This is a genomic window from Pelagicoccus sp. SDUM812005 (assembly GCF_031127875.1).
In the GTDB taxonomy this organism is placed as follows: Bacteria; Verrucomicrobiota; Verrucomicrobiia; order Opitutales; family Opitutaceae; genus Pelagicoccus.
Map to the genome: position 1 here is coordinate 225,761 of NZ_JARXIA010000009.1, position 20,126 is coordinate 245,886.

General features: G+C 59.8%; 13 protein-coding genes. 3 read left to right on the forward strand and 10 right to left on the reverse strand.

Annotation, left to right across the window (positions count from 1 at the left end):
• Positions 1 to 10: 10 nt before the first annotated feature.
• The 3 genes from malQ to QEH57_RS12730 all read right to left on the reverse strand — a co-directional run bounded on the left by malQ (position 11) and on the right by QEH57_RS12730 (position 6,759).
• Positions 11 to 1,606, reverse strand: coding sequence for a 4-alpha-glucanotransferase (gene malQ / locus QEH57_RS12720; RefSeq protein WP_309007119.1), 1,596 nt, complete (start codon positions 1,604 to 1,606; stop codon positions 11 to 13).
• Between the two features lie 113 nt (positions 1,607 to 1,719).
• Positions 1,720 to 4,467: a TonB-dependent receptor gene (locus QEH57_RS12725; protein WP_309007120.1), complete on the reverse strand. Its 2,748-nt coding sequence runs from the start codon at positions 4,465 to 4,467 to the stop codon at positions 1,720 to 1,722.
• A gap of 432 nt (positions 4,468 to 4,899) precedes the next feature.
• Positions 4,900 to 6,759 (reverse strand): glycoside hydrolase family 13 protein, encoded by a 1,860-nt coding sequence (locus QEH57_RS12730; RefSeq protein ID WP_309007121.1) that lies wholly within the window; start codon positions 6,757 to 6,759, stop codon positions 4,900 to 4,902.
• 602 nt (positions 6,760 to 7,361) lie between these two features.
• On the opposite strand from QEH57_RS12730, the gene QEH57_RS12735 reads away from it, so the two are divergent.
• Entirely contained in the window at positions 7,362 to 7,889 is a 528-nt protein-coding gene (locus tag QEH57_RS12735) for a VPDSG-CTERM sorting domain-containing protein (protein WP_309007122.1), read from the forward strand.
• A 160-nt stretch (positions 7,890 to 8,049) separates the two neighbouring features.
• Positions 8,050 to 8,844 (forward strand): hypothetical protein, encoded by a 795-nt coding sequence (locus QEH57_RS12740; protein ID WP_309007123.1) that lies wholly within the window; start codon positions 8,050 to 8,052, stop codon positions 8,842 to 8,844.
• 5 nt (positions 8,845 to 8,849) lie between these two features.
• On the opposite strand, the gene QEH57_RS12745 is transcribed toward QEH57_RS12740, so the two are convergent.
• From QEH57_RS12745 to QEH57_RS12765, 5 genes are all read right to left on the reverse strand, one after another.
• Positions 8,850 to 10,268: a class II fumarate hydratase gene (locus QEH57_RS12745; protein ID WP_309007124.1), complete on the reverse strand. Its 1,419-nt coding sequence runs from the start codon at positions 10,266 to 10,268 to the stop codon at positions 8,850 to 8,852.
• 124 nt (positions 10,269 to 10,392) lie between these two features.
• Entirely contained in the window at positions 10,393 to 11,799 is a 1,407-nt protein-coding gene (locus QEH57_RS12750; RefSeq protein WP_309007125.1) for a BON domain-containing protein, read from the reverse strand.
• Between the two features lie 215 nt (positions 11,800 to 12,014).
• Positions 12,015 to 13,187 (reverse strand): chromate efflux transporter, encoded by a 1,173-nt coding sequence (chrA, locus tag QEH57_RS12755; RefSeq protein ID WP_309007126.1) that lies wholly within the window; start codon positions 13,185 to 13,187, stop codon positions 12,015 to 12,017.
• 114 nt (positions 13,188 to 13,301) lie between these two features.
• A complete protein-coding gene (locus tag QEH57_RS12760) occupies positions 13,302 to 14,378 on the reverse strand; it encodes a LacI family DNA-binding transcriptional regulator (RefSeq protein WP_309007127.1) in 1,077 nt (358 codons plus the stop codon).
• Positions 14,379 to 14,501: 123 nt separating this feature from the next.
• Positions 14,502 to 15,527, reverse strand: a complete 1,026-nt coding sequence (locus QEH57_RS12765) for a Gfo/Idh/MocA family oxidoreductase (RefSeq protein ID WP_309007128.1) — start codon at positions 15,525 to 15,527, stop codon at positions 14,502 to 14,504.
• Between the two features lie 109 nt (positions 15,528 to 15,636).
• On the opposite strand from QEH57_RS12765, the gene QEH57_RS12770 reads away from it, so the two are divergent.
• Positions 15,637 to 16,917, forward strand: coding sequence for a hypothetical protein (locus tag QEH57_RS12770; protein ID WP_309007129.1), 1,281 nt, complete (start codon positions 15,637 to 15,639; stop codon positions 16,915 to 16,917).
• Positions 16,918 to 17,139: 222 nt separating this feature from the next.
• On the opposite strand, the gene QEH57_RS12775 is transcribed toward QEH57_RS12770, so the two are convergent.
• Together QEH57_RS12775 and QEH57_RS12780 are read right to left on the reverse strand one after the other, a co-directional pair.
• Positions 17,140 to 17,541: a hypothetical protein gene (locus QEH57_RS12775; protein WP_309007130.1), complete on the reverse strand. Its 402-nt coding sequence runs from the start codon at positions 17,539 to 17,541 to the stop codon at positions 17,140 to 17,142.
• Positions 17,542 to 17,566: 25 nt separating this feature from the next.
• On the reverse strand, positions 17,567 to 19,960 hold the full coding sequence (locus tag QEH57_RS12780; protein ID WP_309007131.1) for a response regulator: 2,394 nt from the start codon (positions 19,958 to 19,960) through the stop codon (positions 17,567 to 17,569).
• Between the last annotated feature and the right edge of the window lie 166 nt (positions 19,961 to 20,126).

Consider the following 20,126-nt stretch of genomic DNA (forward strand, 5'->3'; position numbering starts at 1 on the left):
GCGAAAAGGCTTAAGCAGTGGGGATTTCGTCGAAGGTTGTCTTCTTTTCCGGAGGAGCAGAGTAGTTGCGCTGCTGGGTGTCGTCAACGCGGTGGTAGCGTTTGTGGAGGGTTAGGAGTCGGTCGACGGAGCCTTGGGTGAGGGTTTCGAAGTTTTGGGGATCGAGGCGCCACTGCCAGTTTCCGATGGAGGTGCCCGGTTCGTTCATGCGGGCCTCGGGCCCGAGTCCGAGCAGGTCTTGCACGGGGGTGATGACGAGTCGGGCGACGGAGGCGAGGGCGGCTTGCAGGATGCGGTGGACGGTGGGGCTGTCGTGCAGGTCGAAGTAGTCGAATACGTTTTGCTTGTTTTCGCCTTTGAGGGAGTCGAGCCACGCCTGGGTGGTCGCGTTGTCGTGGGTGCCGGTGTAGACGACTTGGTTGCGTTCGAAGAAGTGGGGGAGGTTGACGTTATTGTCGTCGTGCCCGTAGCCGAACTGCATGATCTTCATGCCGGGGAAGCCGGTTTGTTCGCGAAGTTTGAATACGTTTTCGTTGATGTATCCGAGGTCTTCGGCGATGAACTTGCCTTCCGGGATGGCTTGTTCGATGGCCTGGAATAGGGCGATGCCGGGGCCCAGTTCCCACGCCCCTTCCGAGGCGTCGGGGGCATGGGATGGCACTACCCAAAAGTCGGCGAAGCCACGAAAGTGGTCGAAGCGGAGCACGTCGAAGAGCTCGAGGCTGGAGCGGATGCGTTCGATCCACCATTTGTATCCATTTTTCTCGAGATGCTTCCAGTTGTAGAGCGGGTTGCCCCAGAGCTGTCCGGTTTCGGAGAAGTAGTCGGGCGGGACGCCGGCGACGGAATCGAGGTCGCCGTCGGCTTTGACGAGGAAGTTGTCGCGGCGGCTCCAGACGTCGGCGCTGTCGAGGGCGACGTAGATGGGGATGTCGCCCACGATCTGCACGCCTTTTTCGTTGGCGTAGCGTTTGAGGCGAGTCCATTGGTGAAAGAAAACGTATTGGTAGAAGGCGTGTCGCGACCGTTCGGATACGTCGGGTTGGGCGAGCTTGATTTTGGAGATCCGTTTAGGGTCGCGGAAGGAGACCGGCCACTCGACCCAGGAACGTTGCCCGAAGCGGGCCTTGAGGGCCATGAAGGTGGTGTAGGGGTCGAGCCAATACGCTTGGGATTCGTAGAACTCGTGGAAGGATTGTCCGTCTTCGAAGGAGAAGGTTTGCGGGTCGAAGCGGGAGTGGGCCTTGGCGAGGATGCCCCAGAAACGGTGGTAAAGTTGGCCGTAGTCGACGTGGTCGCTTGGGAGCTGGCGGAGCTCGGAGACTTCGTCCTCCTGGAGGAGGCCGCGCTCGACGAGTTCGGCGAGGTCGATGAAGTACGGGTTACCGGCGAATGCCGAGAAGGACTGGTAGGGGGAGTCGCCGTATCCGGTGGGGCCGACGGGACAGACTTGCCAGTAGGCGAAGCCGGCGGCGGCGAGGAAGTCCACGAAGTTTTGAGCGCCTGCTCCGAGGTTGCCGATTCCGGTGTCGCTCGGTAGGGAGCTGACGTGGAGGAGGGCTCCGGACTGACGGGCGGTCAGCCAACTGTGTGCGAGAGTGGACATTTTTTCGAGTTCGTTTGCGGGTGATCGGTCCGCGTTTGGGCGGGAGAGGTTCAAAGAAGAGGGCTGGCCGAGTCAGGTCCCTGCTCGGCCAGCCCGTGTCTCGTTTTTCGTCCTTAGAATTTGTAAGACATGCCGATGGAGTAGGACGGGCCGTAGCTTTGGTAGTCGCGGACGAAGCGCGGGTCGGTGCCGTCGTAGGTCACGAGGGGCTCGTCGTTGAGGTTGTAGCCTTGCAGGATGAGGGAGGCGCCTTCGAGGGCTCCGGACTGGAAGGTGTAGCTGACTTGCCCGTCGATGACGGTCTCGTCCTGCACGGTGCGGAAGTCCTCGCCGCGAGGTCCGAAGGAAGCGACGTTGGCCCGGTATTCGGAGCGGTAGCGGCCGCTGACGCGGGCGGAGAAGCCGTTTTCGGATTCGTAGTAGAAGGTGGCGCTGGCGACCTTGTCGGAGAAGCCGGGGAGGGGCGTATTGGCGTCGTTGGGATCCGGCTGGACGTTGTTGTCGGTGAAGGCGGCGTTGAGGATGGCGCCGAAGCCCTTGAGCGAGTCGCTCAGCTTTTCGCCGGGGAGGGAGAGGGTGAGCTCGAGGCCTTGCACGCTGCCGCCGCTACCGTTTTGGGGAACTTCTACGCCGCCGAGGAAGGTGGCTGGCTCGTCGCCTTCGTAGGGGAATCCGGTGAAGTCGCGGATTTGCTTCTGCTTGTAGGCGAAGGTGCGGAGGTCTTTGTAGAAGAGCGCCGCGGACCAGTAGCCCATGCCGTCCTTGAAGTACTTTTCGTACGACAGGTCGATGGCGTTTGCCCGCCAGGGTTCGAGGGCGGTGTTGCCGCCGCTGCCGCCCCAGGGTCCATCGATGGGATCGGAGATGTTGGCTCGGGCGGGGGTGTAGCTGAACTGGTAGCCGGCACGCATGTCGGACATGCGCTGGCGCATGATCTGGCGGGCGGCGCTGAAGCGCAGGTACTGGTCTTGGGGGAGGAGGAAGTTCAGGTTGAGGGAGGGAACGAAGTCCTCGTAGCTGTGGGTGTTGGTGACGGGCAGGGTTTCCACGGCGTCTCCTTCTCCGCTGGCGGCGAGGCCGCTGGAGGATTGCTCGCTGAAGATGTATTGGAAGCCGACGGCGCCGGTGACGGGGGTGTCGCCGATGCGGGTGTCGATGTCGAGCTGGGTGTAGAGCTGGGTGATTTGTTCGTCGACGTTCCAGTCGACTGCGACTACGTCCGCGTTTGGATTGTTGATGACCTGGTAGGTGCCGGCGTCGAGAGCGGCGATGGGGTCGTAGCTGGCCATGCCTTCGATGCCGATGAAGCTGAGGTCGGTGGTGCCGATGACGCTGGGCAGTGGGGCTTCGGTGGCTCCGCCGGGAAGGGCGAGGAACTTGCCGACTTCTGCTTCGGACTTGGAGCGGTCGGTGTAGCGGAGGCCGACTTGCAGGCTGCTGAAGGTTTTGTTCTCCAGTCCGCGCTTGGCGCCTAGCTTGATTTGCAGGAGTTCGTCTTCGGTTTGCGGCTCCTTGAGGTAGCCAAGCTGTCCGCCGGGGACGATGTTTCCGCCCCAGCCTTGCGGACTGGAGAGCACGAGGTTGCTGGGATCGGTGTAGTCGATGGTGGGAGTGAAGATGGCTCCGGTGCCGCCGCTCATGTTGAAGGCGATGCTGTCGGGAGTGCCGCTTTGGTTCGAGCCGGTGCCGGAGTAGGTTTCCAGCACGGTGTCGACGCGATCGACCTTGGAGTAGGCGATGTCGGCGTCTGCGGTCCAGTCGCCGAGGTTTGCGAATTCGAGGTTCCAACCGAAGGCGTAGACGTCCGCGTCGCGACTGGCGATGTCGTTGCGGACGACGCCGTAGACGTTGTCGTAGATGCCTTCGACTACGAAGCCGTCGTCGACCACCTCGCTGCCGTCGCGGAACTGGGCGGAACTCCACCAGAGGGGGAGTTCGATGCCGCGCAGCATTTGGGTCTCCGCGAAGTTCGAGTAGAAGGCGTCGAAGGTCGAGTGTACGTTTTCGGCGAGCTTGTTTTCGTAGACGAACATGAAGGAGTCGCGCTCGAGCGAGCTGGAGCGTACAAAGGGCTTGGCTCCGCCGATGATGCTGATGTTTCCGTACTCGTCGGTGTCGCCGCTGGGGTAGCCCCAGGCTTGCCATTGCTCGCCTTGTCCGGGCTTGTCGGTATGGGAAAAGCCGAAGGCGATGCCTGCTTTGCCTTCTTGCAGCTGGTCGATGTACGTACCCGTGAAGCGGATACCTGCGTCGTCGGAGCCGGCGTTGAGGGCGCCTTTGTCCGTCCATTCGTAGAAGACGTTGGTGGCGACGGTCTTTTTTCCGTGGCTGAGGGGGCGTACGGTTTGCAGGTTTACGGTGCCGCTGATGCCTTGGGTGGCGAGGGCGGCTTCGGTCGTTTTATATACGGTAGCGCCGGAAAGGAGTTCCGCGGGGAACTGGTCGTATTCGATGTCGCGGTTGTTGCTGGTGGTGGCGAGCTCGCGGCCGTTGAGCAGGCCGGTGGTGAATTCGGAAGGGAAGCCGCGGATGGAGATGACCTGGCTGCGTCCGTTGACGCGCTGGGAGGTCATGCCGGGGAGTCGAGCCAGGGATTCGGCGATGCTGGTGTCGGGCAGTTTGCCGATGTCTTCGGCGGAGATGGCTTCGACGATGGTGGGCTTGAACTTCTTTTCTTGGGCGGCGGCTGCGAGGCTGCCTGCGAAGGATCCTGTCACCTTGAACGCTTCCAGGGTGAACACTTCTTCGTCGTCCTCCTGGGAGTGGGAAACGGGGGCGGTTGCGAGGCCGAGCAAGAGCAGGGCAGCGGCGCTGGACCGCGTGACCGAGGTAAGGGTCGTGGGTGCGTTTTTGTATTTCATATCTGTGATATTTCTAGACGTTTGTAGGGGTGTGCCAAACGAACGGGGTATTTAGTAGGTAGCCGTCCTGCCCACTATTATTAGCTAGTGGCGCGAGCGCACGTTGGGTTAACGATAATAAAGAAAGGTCTGCCAGTGGCCGGTTGGGTCGCTTTCTTGGAGTGTTTATAGTATCGCTCCCCTTTGTCCCGTTTTCCAACCGCATCTGTCTCATAAAACTGATATGGATAGGACAAAACTTAGATCGGGGTTTTTCGGGATTGGCGGGGATGATGTTTTTGGGGTGAGCCTTAGGTGTCGGGGCGATGTAAGTTGCTGGTTTTGAGCGAAAAAGGAAACCCCTTGTCCGTAGAGAACAAGGGGCGGGAGAATCTAGGGGGACGTCCCTAGAGGAGGGGTGGACGGGGACCTAAGCCGGCGGGCTGCCGAGAATTAATTGGATAAGTTCACTATAAGCGCGCTTTGAGGAGCTAGGGTTATTTTATCTGTTATATTATAAGCGGTTCCGTGCGGGGCGAGGGTCGCTTGGTTGAAGCGATCCAGGACTTCGGCGAAACGGGCCGCTTCGAGGGTGGCTGGCTCTTTGGCGCCGTTGATGGCGACCATGACGGCTTGGTCTTCGAGGATGCGGAAGTAGACGAAGGTGTTATCGTCGGGGATGAATTGGAGCAGTTTGCCATGGTGGAGGGCGGAGGCGTTTTTTCTCCAGTGGTTGAGGGCCTTCATGTAAGCGAGGATTTCGTTTTCCTTGTCGGTGCGTCCTGACTCTGTGAATACGCTGCGATCGTCGTCGGGCCAGCCGCCTGGCATGGTTTGCCGCCAGGCTTCGTCGTCTCCACCTCGATCCTCGTGTCCCATCATCAGCTCGGTCCCGTAGTAGACTTGGGGGATGCCGCGGGCGGTGAGCAGGACGGTGTAGGCTATTTTGAAGAGGGCTTCGTCCTGTCCGAGGTGCACGAAGGCGCGGCTCATGTCGTGGTTGTCGATGAAGATGACGTTTTTGTTGGGGTCGGTATAGAGGCGATCTTGGGCGAAGGCGTAGTAGATCTTGCTCAGGCCGGTGGTCCAGCCGAAGTCTTCCTTCAGTCCGTCACGAATGGCGAAGCTGAGGGGAAAGTCGGTGACGGAGGGAAGGTTCGAGTCGTAGCCGTCGCTGACGTTGGGTGCGTCGTCTTGCCAGTAGGACTCGTGGGCGACGGTCTCGACCCAGACTTCGCCGACGATATTGAAGTTTGGATACGCGGCGAGGACTTCTTGTGTCCAGCGAGCCATGTATTCGGGGTAGGGGTAGAGGTAGGTGTCCATGCGGATACCGTCGACGCCGCTGTATTCGATCCACCAGATGGAGTTTTGGATGAGGTAGTCGGCGAGCAGTTCGTTGCGCTGGTTGAGATCCGGCATGTAGGGGACGAACCATCCTTTTATGAGGCGGTTCCAGTCGTACTGGGATGCGTGCGGGTCGCCGGGGATGGTGCCTTTGAAGTTGGTGTATCCAAATTTCTCTACGTCGTGAACCCAGTCCTGAGTGGGGAGGTCGCTCATCCACCAGTGGTCGAGTCCAATGTGATTGTGGATCATGTCCATGATGACCTTCATGCCGCGTTGATGAACGTCCGAGACGAGCTTTTTGTAGGATTCGTTCGAGCCGATGCGACGATCGACGCGGTACATGTCGGTAGCGGCGTAGCCGTGGTATCCACCGTAGCTGGGCGGCGAGTTGTTTTCGAACATGGGGGTGAACCAGATGGCGGTCATTCCGAGCTCGTCGATGTAGTCGAGGCGCTCGGAGATGCCTTGGATATCGCCGCCTTGGCGTTTGGTGGGGTCGGAGCGGTCGACGCCTTCGGTGAGTCCTTCGATTTCGTCGTTGCGGAGGTCGCCGTTGGCGAAGCGGTCGGGCATCATGAGGTAAATGAGGTCGGACGCGTCGAAGCCTTGGTTGCGTCCTGTGGTGGGTTCGCGTTGGCGGAGTTCGTAGTCGACGGTGAAGGAAGGGTGCCCGGTTCGCGTAAAGGTGATGGGCAGGCTCGATGGCGGAACGCTTTCGTCGATCTCCAGGTAGAGGAAAAGGTAGTTGGTGGAGTCGACGGCGACTTGGCGGGTGATGTTTACGCCCGGCGTCTGCAAGCTTGCTCGGTAGAGGCCGATGTTGTCTCCGTAAAATTGTATTTGCAGCTCCGATACGGGCATTTGGGCCCACCAGAAGGGGGGCTCGATGCGGCTAGGCTTTTGTCCGAGGGCGGCGTTGGAGATCGAGAGGAATAGGAGCAAGCTGAGAACTCTGTTGATCATAGGAAAAGGTTTTTAGGGTTTTGAAGTTTGCGAGCGGTACGGGGAGATTTGCGAGTCGACGAGGCGGTCGCGGGGGGGGAGCGGATGTTCGAAAACGCGCTTGGGGCTGTTGGTGACGGGGGAGTGAATCGGGGTAGGATTCGACTATGGGCTCGGAGTGAAGAAGGAGGCGGCACCAAAAGCTTGGATAAAGCCAAACTCGGTAGGACAAATCTTAGAGCTCGCTCGCAAAAGCAGTTGGAAACGGGGAGAGGGTGAGGGCCCTGATACGCTTCCTGCGCAGGCCTTCAGGTTAAACCTGAGATAAAAAGGCAGAAGTGTAAGTGATTCGGTCAGTCATGCATGGTGTTGCGTAACCGCTTGATGAATAGTGTGATAGGGAAGCGTAGTGTTAACCCTTGGGGTAGTTTTGTTAGAAAACTTTACGAATTATCAAACCAAGCAATGGGGAACCGAGAAAAATTTTCATACGTAAGTCGTTGATGAATAGTTATTCATTTTCGGCTAGGGTGAATCTGGCGCAGGCTTAGCTTTTACAGGTCTGGCTCCGCAAATGGAGTCACCCAAACCTGCTAAGAAAAATATCTAACCACCTCTTATTCATGAAAAAACTATTGTCCCTCGCGGCCCTCGCGTCGCTTTTCGTAGTAAGCCAAGCCAGTGCGATAATCGTTCCTGTCTCTGAGTCGGCGACTTCAGTTGAATTCGATTTCAACTTGAAGGATCACGCTTTCAATACCACCGGAGTAACTGAAACTTACACTTTTACCTCTTTCGTAGGAAATAGTGTTTCCCTCACTTTCGATGACAGAATTGCCGGCTACCTACAGTACGTGCTTTTTGGGCCTTGGATTCCGGTGGGGAACATCGAGATTTTGACGACTGACCCTACTTCGACCGGCCTTTTCCAGTTCAATCAGAATACAGGATCATTGAACTTCAAAGGTAAATATTCAGAAGGCGGTCAAACTGTAACCTGGAGCGTTGAGAGTACCGTTTACACTGATATTGGCTTTGACCATTGGGCAGGTACCTTCAAGGCTCAGGTGCCTGATTCCGGTTCATCTTTCGCGCTTCTCGGATTGGGCGTTCTTGGTCTCGTCGGTCTTCGCCGCCGTTTTGCCAAGTAGTCGTCTCTTCTGATTCGAACCGATTTCCGGCCTACCCTGCAGAGGGTAGGCCTTTTTGTGTTTAGGATGTGAATACGATGAGGGGGGGGTAGGTGACTTCGGAGCTAGCGAATTGGCTTGGTTTTCGGAGGGAAAGTGATTTCTGGAGTGGGTCATGGAAATGTCGCCGACTGTTTTGATTTGGGCTCCGATTGGGCTGCTGTTTTTGAGCGCGATCATCGGGATCGTGATCGAGCGCCACCGCAAGGACGCCTGTTTGAAGTCTTTCAACGGGGATTTCGTCTTTATCAAGATGAAGGACGGGCAATTCATCTGGGGCAGCCTGCGGGTGTTTCCGACTTGCTTGGAGCTGACCTACGATTCGCCGCAGTCGATGGGGATCGGACGCAGCAAGGCGAGCTACGTTTTCTACGACAAGAAGATCGCGGAGATCGAACGGATCTATCGTCCGGCTCCGAAGGTGGAGTCGGAAGCGAGGGCGGCTTGGGAGGAGGAGATCGAGGACCTGCGGCGTCGGGGCTTGTTCGAACGCCTGCGCCGCTCGATTCGCAACCTGTATGGTATGCTAAAGGACGCTTTCAGCCAGTCGGTAGGCTTGGTGGTGGGGGTGGTCAAGCAGCGGAGCGATACCATGAAGCAGGTGGGTGGAGCGGACAAACATGCTACGGAGCTGGGTCAGAGTCTGCTGAAGGTGTTGCCTCATGCCTACGAACCGGTGTTCGAATGCTATCGTGGGTCGCTGGTTGTATTGGAGTCGGTATCGAAGGGGGAACTGCACGAAACGGTGGGCGTGTTGGACGATTACACGGTATCTAACATTTTGATACGCGCGGTCGAAGTTGCGGAGCCGGCTCTACCGCCTGCTTTGGTGGAGCGTGCCTTCGATCTTTGCGACGTGATCTTTCCGCGCTCGGTGGCGATCGTGCGGCATCGTATCGCGGAGACTCAGGTTTAGGGGGCTTAACGCTGGTCTCTGGACGAATGTGGGTGAGCGAGCGTATGGGGGGATAGGATGCGAGTGAGGTCTCCTTCCTTGAGGAGCGCGAGCTCTTCCGCCGCTTGGCGAATGGAGATGTTCTTCTTGTGGGCGAGTTTGGCGGCTTTGGCGGCTGCGTCGTATCCAACTTCTGGGTTCAGGGCGGTGGCGAGGCCGAGGGCGTTTTCGGCGTAGCTCTGGCAGCGTTCTCGGTTGGGCTGGAGCCCCTTGATGCAATGTTGGGTAAAGGCTTGGCAACCGTTGGCGAGGGCCTCGATGGCGAGGTGGAGGCTTGAGGCTAGCAGGGGCAAGGTGGCGTTGAGCTGGAGGTGTCCGTCTTGTCCGCAGCGGAATGCGGTTTGGCAGTGGCCGATGGCGCTGTGGCAGGATTGCACCATGGATTCGCAGAGGACGGGGTTGACCTTGCCGGGCATGATGGAGGAACCGGGTTGGGTTTCGGGGAGGAGGAGCTCCGCGAGGCCGGCCCGTGGCCCGGAGCCGAGGAGGCGGATGTCGTTGGCGATCTTGCTGAGGGCGGTAGCGATGGCGCAGAGAATGCCGGCGAGCTCTACAGCGTCGTCGCGGCTGGATTGGGCTTCGAAGTGGTTGCTGGCTTCTTGGAAGTTGATGCCTGTATCGGATTTTAAGATACGGCAGACGATCGAGCCGAAGCGTGGGTGGGCGTTGAGTCCGGTGCCGACTGCGGTGCCGCCGATGGCGAGTTCGCTGAGGAGGTCGAGTCCGCGCTCGGCTCGCTGGTTCGCCTTTTCGATTTGGCGGGCGAAGGCAGAGAACTCCTGACCGAGCGTGACGGGGACTGCATCCATGAGATGGGTACGGCCAAGTTTGATGGCGTCGCTCCAGGCTTCGCTCTTTTGGGCAAGTTCTTTCCCGAGTTCTGCTAGGGCGGGGCGCAGGTCTTCTTTGAGGGCGAGCGCGAGGCTGAGGTGGAGGGTGGTGGGGATGACGTCGTTGGAGGATTGGCCTTGGTTGGCGTGATCGTTGGGATGGACGGGGCTTTTGCTTCCGAGGGCTTCGCCGGCGAGCTGCGAACAGCGGTTGGCGATGACTTCGTTGGCGTTCATGTTGGTAGAGGTGCCGGAGCCGGTTTGGAAGACGCTGACCGGGAATTGGGCGTCGTGCTGGCCGACAGCGATTTCGCTAGCCGCCTGTTGGATCAGCTCGGCGACTTCGGGAGGAAGCGTTTTCAGTTCCGCGTTGGCGGTGGCACAGGCTTTTTTGAGGATGCCGAGACTGTGGATGAAGCGTTTGGTCAGCGGAGTGGAGGACGCTGGGAAGGTGTTGAGGGCGCGTTGGGTGGAGGCGCCCCAGAGGGCATCGGCTGGGACTTCGACGGGCCCGAGGGAGTCGGAGTCGGTGCGGGTACGAGGGGTTGTGGTCATTGTTATTCCTGGGTTGAGCGACGCCGCCCACGAGAGGGGGCTGGAGGGGCTGTGGGCTATTGGATAATGGGTGTGACTTGCACGTGGGGGAGCGATTCGTGGACTCACGTTAGCGCTCTTGTATTCAACTGTCTACTACGATTTTGCTTGCGGCGAAAAAGGGGCCTCCTTCGATCGCGTTTTCCGTGGCGGCGTACTTTTCCTTTTGGGATTCGACTTTTCCGAGCAAGGTTGCGGCTCCGTCGTGGATGGCTGTGGACAGGTCATCGAGTGAGCGGTTGGGAACGTAGGCGATGGCAGGCTTTTGCTCCGTTACTTTGATGTCGTTCTTGATTTCGGTGGCTCCGAGGGTGGATTGGGCGAGGGTCTCGCAGCGGGCTTTTTCGAAAAGGCTGTCAACCACGCCAGTGAGCCGCACTGTGCTCCCACGGACTGATACATTGACGGCATCGGAGCGAACCAAGGGGTCGCGATCGAGTTTTGAGGTGATGATGTCTGTGAGGGCCTGTTCGTCGAAGGACTTTTCGGAGCGGATTTCTATTCGGTTCGTGACGCCGTTCACGCCGACGGTGTTGTGAGCGATCGTCTCGGCGGATTCTTTGGCGAGAAGGTTGTCGACATTACCCGAAAGGGTGACCCAGGACTCGTCGACCTCGGGAGTAACGTCTTGCCCGACGATGCGGGGATCGTAGATGAGGGCGTCGTTTATAGCCTGCTGGATAGATTCGTCGCTCTTGCTTGCATATTTGTCTGCCCCTGGCGCTTCGTCGCGAGCCCAATGCTCGATGCGAAGGTTTGATGTATCTACTTCTTTGATACCGCCGACCCAGGCTATCTTTTCAGCTTGTCGCTTTTCGGTGAGCGACCCGACTGTGCCGTTCAACTTGACGACCCCGTCTCGTACGTGAACGTCGATGAGCACGTCATCGACGAGAGTGTTCCAAGCGAGAAGGCTTTCGATCTCGGCTTTGGTTTCGTGGTCTGGGCGTCTTGTTTGCTGGTTCACGCTGAGCTCGTTGTGGAGCTGGGTGACGCCGTTCACTCCCATGGCAACCCTCGCGGCGAGCTCGCTTTCCTGTTGGGAGTCGACCTCTCCGGTCAGCCGTACGGTTCCGTCTTGTTGGGTATGGACCTCGATCTCGTAGGCGTCGGCGACAGGGTCGTAAAGGAAGGCGTCTTCGATGGATTCCTTGAGGTCCGCGGCGCTGATCGATTCGGGAGGCTTGACCTTGATTCGGTTGGTCACGGCTCGCGCGCCCTTGACGGTTTCCGCGACGAGGCTGGCTCGGCGCTTGGCGAGCAGGTTTTGCGTTTCGCCCTCGAGGTTTACGATGCCCTCCAGGGTGTAGACGTCGATGTCGTTGTAGGGGACGACCGGATCGACGCGGAACTTTTCTTCGATAGCCCGGTTTATTTCGGCGTCTGGCAAGCTCTCTGGAGAGTCCGCCGCTGCGTGAAGAGAGTAGAACAGGCTAATTGCGAAGGCTGCTGAGAGCCATTGGAGCGGATGGGTGGTTCTCATGCTTTTCATGGCGCTTTTAGGGTTTTGGGTTTCGCGTTATGCGACGGCCGCAGAGCGGGCGTCAGTGGTTAAGGGATACTCTGCAAAGCTTGCGCCAGCCCCCCTTGTCGCCCGCAGGCGGCGGGTTGGGGTTGCATCTCGCAAACTTGCGGCCTTCGAGACTTTGCGATCTGAAGGTCCGGAGCTTTTTCGGGCTGGGGTTGGGAGACTGCGAGGGCAGGCGGCTAGAGCAGCAGATGGCCGAGGCCGGCTCCGAGGGCGGCGATGAGCCAAGGGGGGGCTTTCCAGAACTTGAGCAGGACGAAGGCGGCCAGGGCGAAGCCGAAGCTGAGGTTGCCCTGGACGGAGCTGCGCCAAATGGGGTCGTAGAGGGCGGCGAAGAGCAGGCCGACGACGGCGGCGTTGGCTCCGAGGAGGGCGGCGCGGGCGGCATTGACCTTGCGCAGTCGATCCCAGAAGGGGATCGCTCCCAGCACCAGCAGCCAAGCGGGCAGGTAGATCATGACAAGGGCATAGAGGCCGCCGGCGATGCCGCGCGGACCGTGATCGATGCCGGCGCCGAGGAAGCTGGAGAAGGCGAAGAGGGGGCCGGGGAGGGCTTGGGCGGCGCCGTATCCAGCGAGAAATGACGACTCGTCGATCCAGCCGCGTTGCACAGTGTAGCTGTCGAGCAAGGGGAGGACGACGTGGCCGCCGCCGAAGACGAGGGAGCCGGCGCGGTAGAAGGCGTTGCCGGTTTCGAGGGTTTGGTTGGCGGGGAAGAGCTGGGCGGCGATGGGGAGGCCGGCGAGCAGGAGGAAGAAGAGGGCAAGGTAGACGCTGCCGAGCCGCTTGCTGCCGCTTTGCTTGCTTGGCTGAGCGGCTTGGGTGTGGTCTTGATTGCGGTAGAGGAGGTATCCGGCGGCGGCGCCTAGGAGGATGGCGAGGAGCTGGGCGAGCGGGTCGGAGGCGAGCAGGAGTGCGAGGGTGACGAGGGCGGCGATGGTGACGCGGGAGCGGTCCGGGCAGAGGGATTTGGCCATGCTCCAGGCGGCGTTGGCGACAACGGCAACGGCGACGAGCTTGAGTCCGGCGACCCAGCCGGCGATGGAAAGGTCTCCTGCGCGCTCGAGGCCGAGGGCGAAGGCGATCATGAGGAAGGCGGAGGGGAGGGTGAAGCCGACCCAGGCGAGGAAGGCGCCGAGGATGCCGCCGCGGTCGAGGCCGATGGCGAAGCCTGCTTGGGAGCTGGAGGGGCCCGGAAGGAATTGGCAGAGGGCTACGGTGTCGGCGTAGTCGGCCTCGCTGAGCCACTTGCGTCGCTTTACGAATTCTTCGTGGAAGTAGCCCATATGGGCGGTGGGACCGCCGAAGGCGTAGCAGCCGAGTCGCAGGAAGGTCAGGAAGATGTCTTTCATCGGTTCAAAGGCTGGCGAGAGTCTTTGCGGGCGAATCGAATCGATGCAAGATATGTTGCCAAGCGGCTTTCGCCGGGCTGGCGGGCCTTCCTTCCTGTACGGCTGGGCTAGTCGCTAGCGGCAGGCGCTTTCGGCGGCGGCGAGCTCGAGTTTGGGGAGGGATTCCCCTTCGATCCAAGTGCCTTCGACCTTGGTCACGGTCGGGTAGTCGGGCAGGCCGATTTGGTTTTGCTGGAGCTGGCCGGCTAGGATTTCGACGGCGAGCTCCCCGACGCGTGTGCAATTGTTGAATACGCCCGCGTGGGCTCCGTCCTTGGTTTCGGGACAGATGTCGATGTAGGCGAAGTCGTCGGGCGTTTGGATTTGCAGGAGCTCGAAGGCGGATTTGACGAATTCCGAGTAGCTGATGATGACTTCGGGCTGGTGCTTGAGGCGCCATTGCTCGAATTCGGTAACGGGCACGCCGGAGTTGGTGCCGGGAGCGTTGTGGAAAAACTTTAGCGGGATGCGGTCCTCTTCGGGGACTTGCAGCTGGCTGGTGAGGAAGCCGGCGGACCAGGCGTGGTTGACGTAGGAGTCGTACCAGTGCGGCAGGACGAAGCCGATGCGCTTGTAGCCGGCGTTGAGGGCCTTGCGAAAGGCGAGCTGCACGATGGCCCGCTGGTCGTTGGAGATGGTGTGGACGTGCAGCTGGGTGGGCACGAAGTCGATCTTGACCGAACTGAACTTGCTCCAGTCGAGAGCTGGCTCTTCGTCGGAGCCGGGCATGTGGGAGGCCACGATCAGGCCGCGGATGCCGCGGTTGAGCAGGATCTCGTTGGTGCGCTGGTGGCTGACGCCTGGTTGGCCGAGCCAGAAGTGGTCGATCTTGTAGCCGAGCTCCTTGGCGCGAGCGACGGCTCCTTCGTAGAAGCTCAGGTGGGTGTTGGTGGATTTCCATCCCCATTCGGTATCCCAGTTCGTCACGTAGGCGAGCGGGGCGGCCTGCTGCTTGGGGGAGGCGTTGCGGCGGTAGGCGACCAGGGCCCCGAGAGCGGGGTCGGGCTGGTAGCCCATCTCCTTGGCGAGAGCTTGAATCTTCTTGGTGGTGGCTTCCGGCAGGCGCGGGTGGTTGCGCAGGGCCATGGAGATGGTGGTGGGGTGATAGCCGGCTTTCTTGGCTATGTCAGCAAGGGTAATGCGTCTGTTCATGGGCTTTCGGGGTTTGGAGGAAGCCTGAAGTCTATCGTTAGAATCGCAAGAATAGTCTATTGTTAGAACGAGACTTTGCCTTTCGCTGCCGGGGTGGAGGCAGCGGCGGCGGGGAGTGGGCCTCTATTGGTTTTCGATCTTCAGGTTTGGGTCTACCTCGCTGGGGGAGATGGCTTTTCCGTCGGCGAGGTGGGAGGCGAAGATGGCGAGGGCGATGCGGAGGGCTTCGATGGCGTTGGTGACGGAGTAGAGAGGCTCGGTTCCGGTTTGCATGGCATGCACGAGTTCGTCGACCATGCCGCGCGGGTAGGCGGGGCCCCAGTCGTATTTGTCCTGTTCGAAGAGTTCCTTGAAGCCGGTGTAGAGTTTGCTGGTGTCGGGCAAGTAGACTTTTTCTATGTCGTTTCCGATGAGGATGCGGGCGTTTTCGAACACGAGGTCGAACTGGAAGATGTAGTACTTCTTTCGATACGCAGACACGAAGGCGACGGTTCCGTTTGAGAATTGGATGGTAGCTTGGCCGCCTTGGTCGCTGATTTCTTGCGAGCTGTCGTATCCGTTTTCCAACTTCCCGCTGACGGCTAGGGCTTCTCCGCACCAGTAGCGCAGCACGTCGAAGGCGTGGGTGCCGGTGTGGATCAGCTGGTGGGTCATGTGGCAGGTTACGGACTGGAGCTTGCCGTAGGTTTGCTTGTCGATGAGCTCTTTGATCTTTCGGTAGGGCGGGCGAGCTCGTCGTGGATAGTCAACTACAGCGGCTGCTTGGTGCTTTTGGAGGGCGGCTTGGATGGCTTCGCCGTCGGCGATGGAGCAACCGAGGGCTTTCTCCAGCCAGAGTCCTTTGGCTCCGGCTTCGAGGGCGGCTCGGGCCATGTCGAGGCGTTGGGGGGCGTAGGCGCAGATGCTGGCGATATCGATCTTCTCCTTGGCGAAGAGATCGTGGTAGTCGGCGTAGAGGCGTTTGCTGGGGATGTCCCAGTCTCGGCCAAAGCATTCGAGGGCGTCGGCGTCGATATCGGCTCCGGCGACCAGTTGGATATTGGGGGAGGCGGCGTAGCTTCCGGCGTGCGTGCACCCGGCGGGGCGCAGGGGGTCTTTTTCGAGGGTGGAGGCGATGCGGCCGGTGCCGATGATGCAGGCGTTCAACATTTTGGAAAATTTGGTAGGGTTCGCTTGAGGAATTGGGGTTCAGGTCGAGGGTGGGATGCTATCCGCTTTTTTGTAACCCATTCAACCCAACTGTGAATACCTCCTTCAAATGAATCCTTATACCTTCAAGAAACTTTCCGCGGCGGCAGCGCTTTTCGGATCTACATCAATCGCTTTCGCAGGCGGTTCCTTCCAGGAAGCTGCGGAGCACCTCGACCTGGACGGCGACTTCGTCGGTTTCATGGATTTCGACGGGGACGGCCAGGCTATTGGCGAGAAGCTCAACGTGATCTACCAGGACATGGCGCAGGTGATTCCTGACATGCCGCCGATCCCGCTCGATTTTCCTGCTGTATTCGAAACCTTGGGATTTGGTTCGGTACGTTCCATGGGAGCGAGCTCTTCCCAGATCGAGAGCGGGCTGTACCGGAACCGCTCCGTCACTTTGCTGGAGGGGAATCCCGCTGGCTTGTTCAAGATGTACGGGCTCAATCCGATCGGCTTCCGGGCAGCGGAGATCGCTCCTGCGGACGCGACTTCGGTCTTTTCCGGTCAGATCGATTTGAATGAACTTGTGAATACAGCCAAGGCTCTGGCGAGCCGCGTGATGGGCCCGATGGGCGAAGGCATGGTGATGCAAGGCTTGTTGCAGCCGATCCCCGGCACGGACGTCACGGCGCAGGAAGCGGTGGCGGCGCTGTCGGGCGGCATGGACTTGATCGTGCATCAGAGCATGGAGAACCCGAAGGCCCCTGACATCAAGGTGTGGGTATCGTTGAAGGGGGCGGGCGTTTTGCTGCCGCGCCTCGAGCCGCTTATCAAGGAGATGGGGTTCCAGTTTGTGGATACGAAGTCTGGCCGGGTAGCGGATCTTTCAGCGCTGATGCAGGATGCTCCCATCGACTTGTTTGTGGAAGCGCCTGCGGGCACGGATGACCTTTTGATCTACACCGATAAGGAATGGGTTAGCACCTTCGGCGCGGGGAAGTCGGGGCTGACGGGAACGGATGCCTACAAGAAAGTGGCGGGACGCCTCCCCAAGGATGCGGCCATGTATGCCTACAGCAGCGGATTCGACACGAAGCAGCTGGAAGGAATCTTGTCTCAAAATCCGGATACGGCAGCGGTGGCGCCGATGATCGTCAAGGCGGTCGATTCTCTTTTTGGCGGGTTCATTTCTCCAAGCGCTTCGGCGACCTACCGCTCGGGCGATGCGTTGATCACGGAAGGCTACGGCGGATTCTCCTACAAGAGCTTGGTGGTGGCTTTGCCAGCGGGCATTGGGGCCGGCATCGGAGCGGGCATCGCTGCGGAGCAGTCGAAGAAGGCGAACGCCTGGCAGGGGCACGAGGGCCAAGATCACGGGTCCGACCATCCGGCAGCTGAGTAGGGATCCTGTTTCAGGTTTTTATTTGGGCGTTTCGGCTTCTTGGCCGGAACGCCATTTTTTGTTCACAACTTGGAGGACTGCCGCTTGCGGCAAGCTGCGTTACGATGAGCTAATAAACGATTCGGGCGACTCGGCGTGGCGCGAGCGCCAGCCCGACCCTGCGCGATTGGCGCTGCATTCGGTGACGCCTTTCTCGGGGGGGGCGAATGCGTGGGGCTGGGCTCAGCTTGGCTTGGGGCAGGACGCGGAAGGATCCTTTTGGGTGATGTACTCGAGGGCTTCCTCGCGGGACTCGAAGCTGAACACTGGCCAGGTCGGCTTGGCTCCGGTGTTGGCGTAGGCCTCTTCGACTTCCTTGAGGATGCTGGTCTTGCCGATGAAGGCGACGGAGATGTAGGGATTGCTGCGGGCGGCCGCTTCGTCCATGTAGGCGATTAGCCGAACGTTGGCCGGCTTGAAGGCGACCGATTCGGTTTCGTCGAAGGATACGAGTTCCCAGCGGAGTTCGTCGAACCGCGGGTCTCCGTAAACTTCTTTGTTGCTCTCGACAATGTCCTCGGAGGTAACTTTTCCGTAGTAGTCGAAGCAGACGTAGCTGGAATTCCAAATAATTTTGTACGGCATCTACAAGGTGGAATAGGCGAGAAGCCTAGTTACTTCCCAACGCTGTAGAGTGCTGATATGCTTTTTGGAGGGCTTGGCCAATCTTTTCGGGCCGGATGGGTTTGCTGACGTAGTCGTGCATGCCGGCGGCGATGGCTCGTTCGCGATCGCCCTGCATGGCGTTGGCTGTGAGAGCGATGACGTAGGGGCGGCGTTCGAGGGGGAAGCGCTTGGCGATTTCGCGGGTGGCTTCGTAGCCGTCCATGTTGGGCATTTGCACGTCCATGAGGATGACGTCGTAGTCTTCGGTCTCGAGCTTTTGCAGGACTTCGAGCCCGTCGTTGGCGATGTCGATTTGGTAGGAGAGCTGCTTGAGCACGAGGCGCGCGACCTTCTGGTTGATCTTGTTGTCCTCGGCCATGAGGATGCGCAGCGGGCAGTTTTGGCCGAGCAGCTTTTCGGAGTGGTCGCCCGCGTCCTTTTGCGTCTTTCGGGAGCGCCCGCCGTTTTGTAGGGCTTTTCCCATTACGTCGATGAGGCTGCTGGGCTTGACGGGTTTTGAAATGGAGTAGTGGGAATCGGAGTCGGAGGTCTTTCCGTAAGGCGTGATCTTTATGAGGCGTGGAGGGTGGGGCTTGTTCGCTTTGAGCAAGCGGTCGCGGTCGCCCTTAGAGTAGCTTTGGTCGACGAATGCGATGTCGAAGCGTTGGCTTCGAGCGATGTTTTGGGCGTCCTCGATGCTGCCGGTGGAGTGGACGGCGGCGTCCCATTTTTGCAGTTGTCTGGCGATCTTCTCGCGAATGACGGGATTGGGTTCGAGAAGGAGGAGTTTTTTTCCGCCGATGAGGGAGCGTCCGCGGTTGTCGATTTCGGGCGAGTAGACGACGGGGGCGGCGGGGGCGGTCCGGATGGTGAAGATGAAGGAGGAGCCTTTTCCCTCTTGGCTTTCCACTCGCATTTCGCCGCCCATGAGCTCGGTGAGCTTTTTGGAGATGGCGAGCCCGAGTCCGGTGCCGCCGTACTTGCGGGTCGTGGAGGAGTCGACTTGGCTGAAGGACTTGAAGAGGCGGTCCTGCTTTTCGAGGGGGATGCCGATGCCGGAGTCGCGTACGGCGAATTCGAGCAGGCAATCGGTGTCGGTGCTTTCCTTGGCCTGGAGGAGAACCTCGACCTGGCCGCGGTCGGTGAACTTGATGGCGTTGCCGACGAGGTTGACGAGGATCTGGCGGAGGCGGGTGACGTCGCCGAGGATGCCGAAGGGCACTTCGCCCCTCACTTCGTAGCAGAGTTCGAGGCCTTTGCTGGAGGCTTTTTCGGCGAGGAGTTCGAGGGATTCTTCGACGCAGCAGCGCGGGTCGACGGGTTGGTGTTCCAACTCCATCTTGTTGGATTCGATTTTGGAGAAGTCGAGGATGTCGTTGATGAGGACGAGCAGCGAGTCGCCGCTGGCGCGGATGGTTTGCAGGTAGTCGCGTTGGTCGTCGTCGATCTCCGATTCCAGGAGGACGCCGGTGAGTCCGATGACCGCGTTCATGGGGGTGCGGATCTCGTGGCTCATGGAGGCGAGGAAGGCGCTCTTGGCTTGGTTGGCGAGCTCGGCCTCGAGGGCGGCTTGGTTGGCCTTGGCGATGGCTTCGTCGAGCTGTAGGTAGAGTTGTTCCGTCTCGAGCTTGGCCTGCTCGAAGTCGGCGTGTTGGGCAGAGTGGCCCGCGGGTTCTTTCGAGCAGACGAGAATGCTACCCTGGGCGCTGGCTTGGAGGGAGAGCTCGCGACCGGCGAAGGGTCCGCTCCAGCTGTCGGTGAAGGCCATGGAGGGGAGGATCTCGTTTTCCCAGCGTCGAGCTTCCTCGGCTGAGAGCAACGACTTCCAGGGGGTCCCGATCAGGGCGGCGACCGATTCCTGGGAGTGGGCGGCGGCGAAGGCAGGGTTGAGAAAGCTCAGGGCGCCGTCGGCGGCGATGGTGGCGAGTCCTTCGGAGGCGTGTTCGACGAGGGCCAGGCAGTGCTCCGCTTTGGAGTCGGCGCCCGGCTCGCTGATGGGGCTGGGTTTGCTGTTCGTGAGTTCGCGGACGATGCCGATGCTGGCGTTGCCGCTGGGGCGAACGACCATGAAGCCCGGCAGGGAGTGTCCGTTGCGGGTGGGAATCCAGACGAGGCCCGTTACTCCGGCGCTAGGGAGTTGATCTTGGGGGAGGCGTTGCTCGAGCCATTGCAGGGGATTGCTGGCGCTGGCCTCGATTTTGTCGGCCAGGCTTGGGTTGGCATGGCTGATGTTCCCGTTCGAGTCGGTGGTGAAGGCAAATTCCGACAGGGCGTCGAGGCTGCCTTTTAAAAGTTCGGAGCCGAGGGTGCCGTGTAGGCGCACGAGGGCGTCCAGCTGGTTGTTCAGGTTAGCCGCTGTGGTAGGGGGAAACGATTGGGGTTCATCATTTATGGTCATGTTTTCCGGATCTGGGGTCGAATTCGCGCTTCCGATAGGTATCGACACTTATGTTCGGCTATTAAGCCAGAGGGCAAGGAGGCTCCCGCGTCTCCGGCCTTTTTACAGTCCTTGAAAAATAAGGGAGGGGTGAATGCCCCTTTTTTTGGTTTGTCAGCCGGTCGTG

Excerpts from the sequence above, each read along its gene's own strand:
- malQ (WP_309007119.1), bottom strand. The coding sequence starts at position 1,606 with ATGTCCACTCTCGCACACAGTTGGCTGACCGCCCGTCAGTCCGGAGCC.
- QEH57_RS12725 (WP_309007120.1), bottom strand. The coding sequence starts at position 4,467 with ATGAAATACAAAAACGCACCCACGACCCTTACCTCGGTCACGCGGTCC.
- QEH57_RS12730 (WP_309007121.1), bottom strand. The coding sequence starts at position 6,759 with ATGATCAACAGAGTTCTCAGCTTGCTCCTATTCCTCTCGATCTCCAAC.
- QEH57_RS12735 (WP_309007122.1), top strand. The coding sequence starts at position 7,362 with ATGAAAAAACTATTGTCCCTCGCGGCCCTCGCGTCGCTTTTCGTAGTA.
- QEH57_RS12740 (WP_309007123.1), top strand. The coding sequence starts at position 8,050 with ATGTCGCCGACTGTTTTGATTTGGGCTCCGATTGGGCTGCTGTTTTTG.
- QEH57_RS12745 (WP_309007124.1), bottom strand. The coding sequence starts at position 10,268 with ATGACCACAACCCCTCGTACCCGCACCGACTCCGACTCCCTCGGGCCC.
- QEH57_RS12750 (WP_309007125.1), bottom strand. The coding sequence starts at position 11,799 with ATGAAAAGCATGAGAACCACCCATCCGCTCCAATGGCTCTCAGCAGCC.
- chrA (WP_309007126.1), bottom strand. The coding sequence starts at position 13,187 with ATGAAAGACATCTTCCTGACCTTCCTGCGACTCGGCTGCTACGCCTTC.
- QEH57_RS12760 (WP_309007127.1), bottom strand. The coding sequence starts at position 14,378 with ATGAACAGACGCATTACCCTTGCTGACATAGCCAAGAAAGCCGGCTAT.
- QEH57_RS12765 (WP_309007128.1), bottom strand. The coding sequence starts at position 15,527 with ATGTTGAACGCCTGCATCATCGGCACCGGCCGCATCGCCTCCACCCTC.
- QEH57_RS12770 (WP_309007129.1), top strand. The coding sequence starts at position 15,637 with ATGAATCCTTATACCTTCAAGAAACTTTCCGCGGCGGCAGCGCTTTTC.
- QEH57_RS12775 (WP_309007130.1), bottom strand. The coding sequence starts at position 17,541 with ATGCCGTACAAAATTATTTGGAATTCCAGCTACGTCTGCTTCGACTAC.
- QEH57_RS12780 (WP_309007131.1), bottom strand. The coding sequence starts at position 19,960 with ATGACCATAAATGATGAACCCCAATCGTTTCCCCCTACCACAGCGGCT.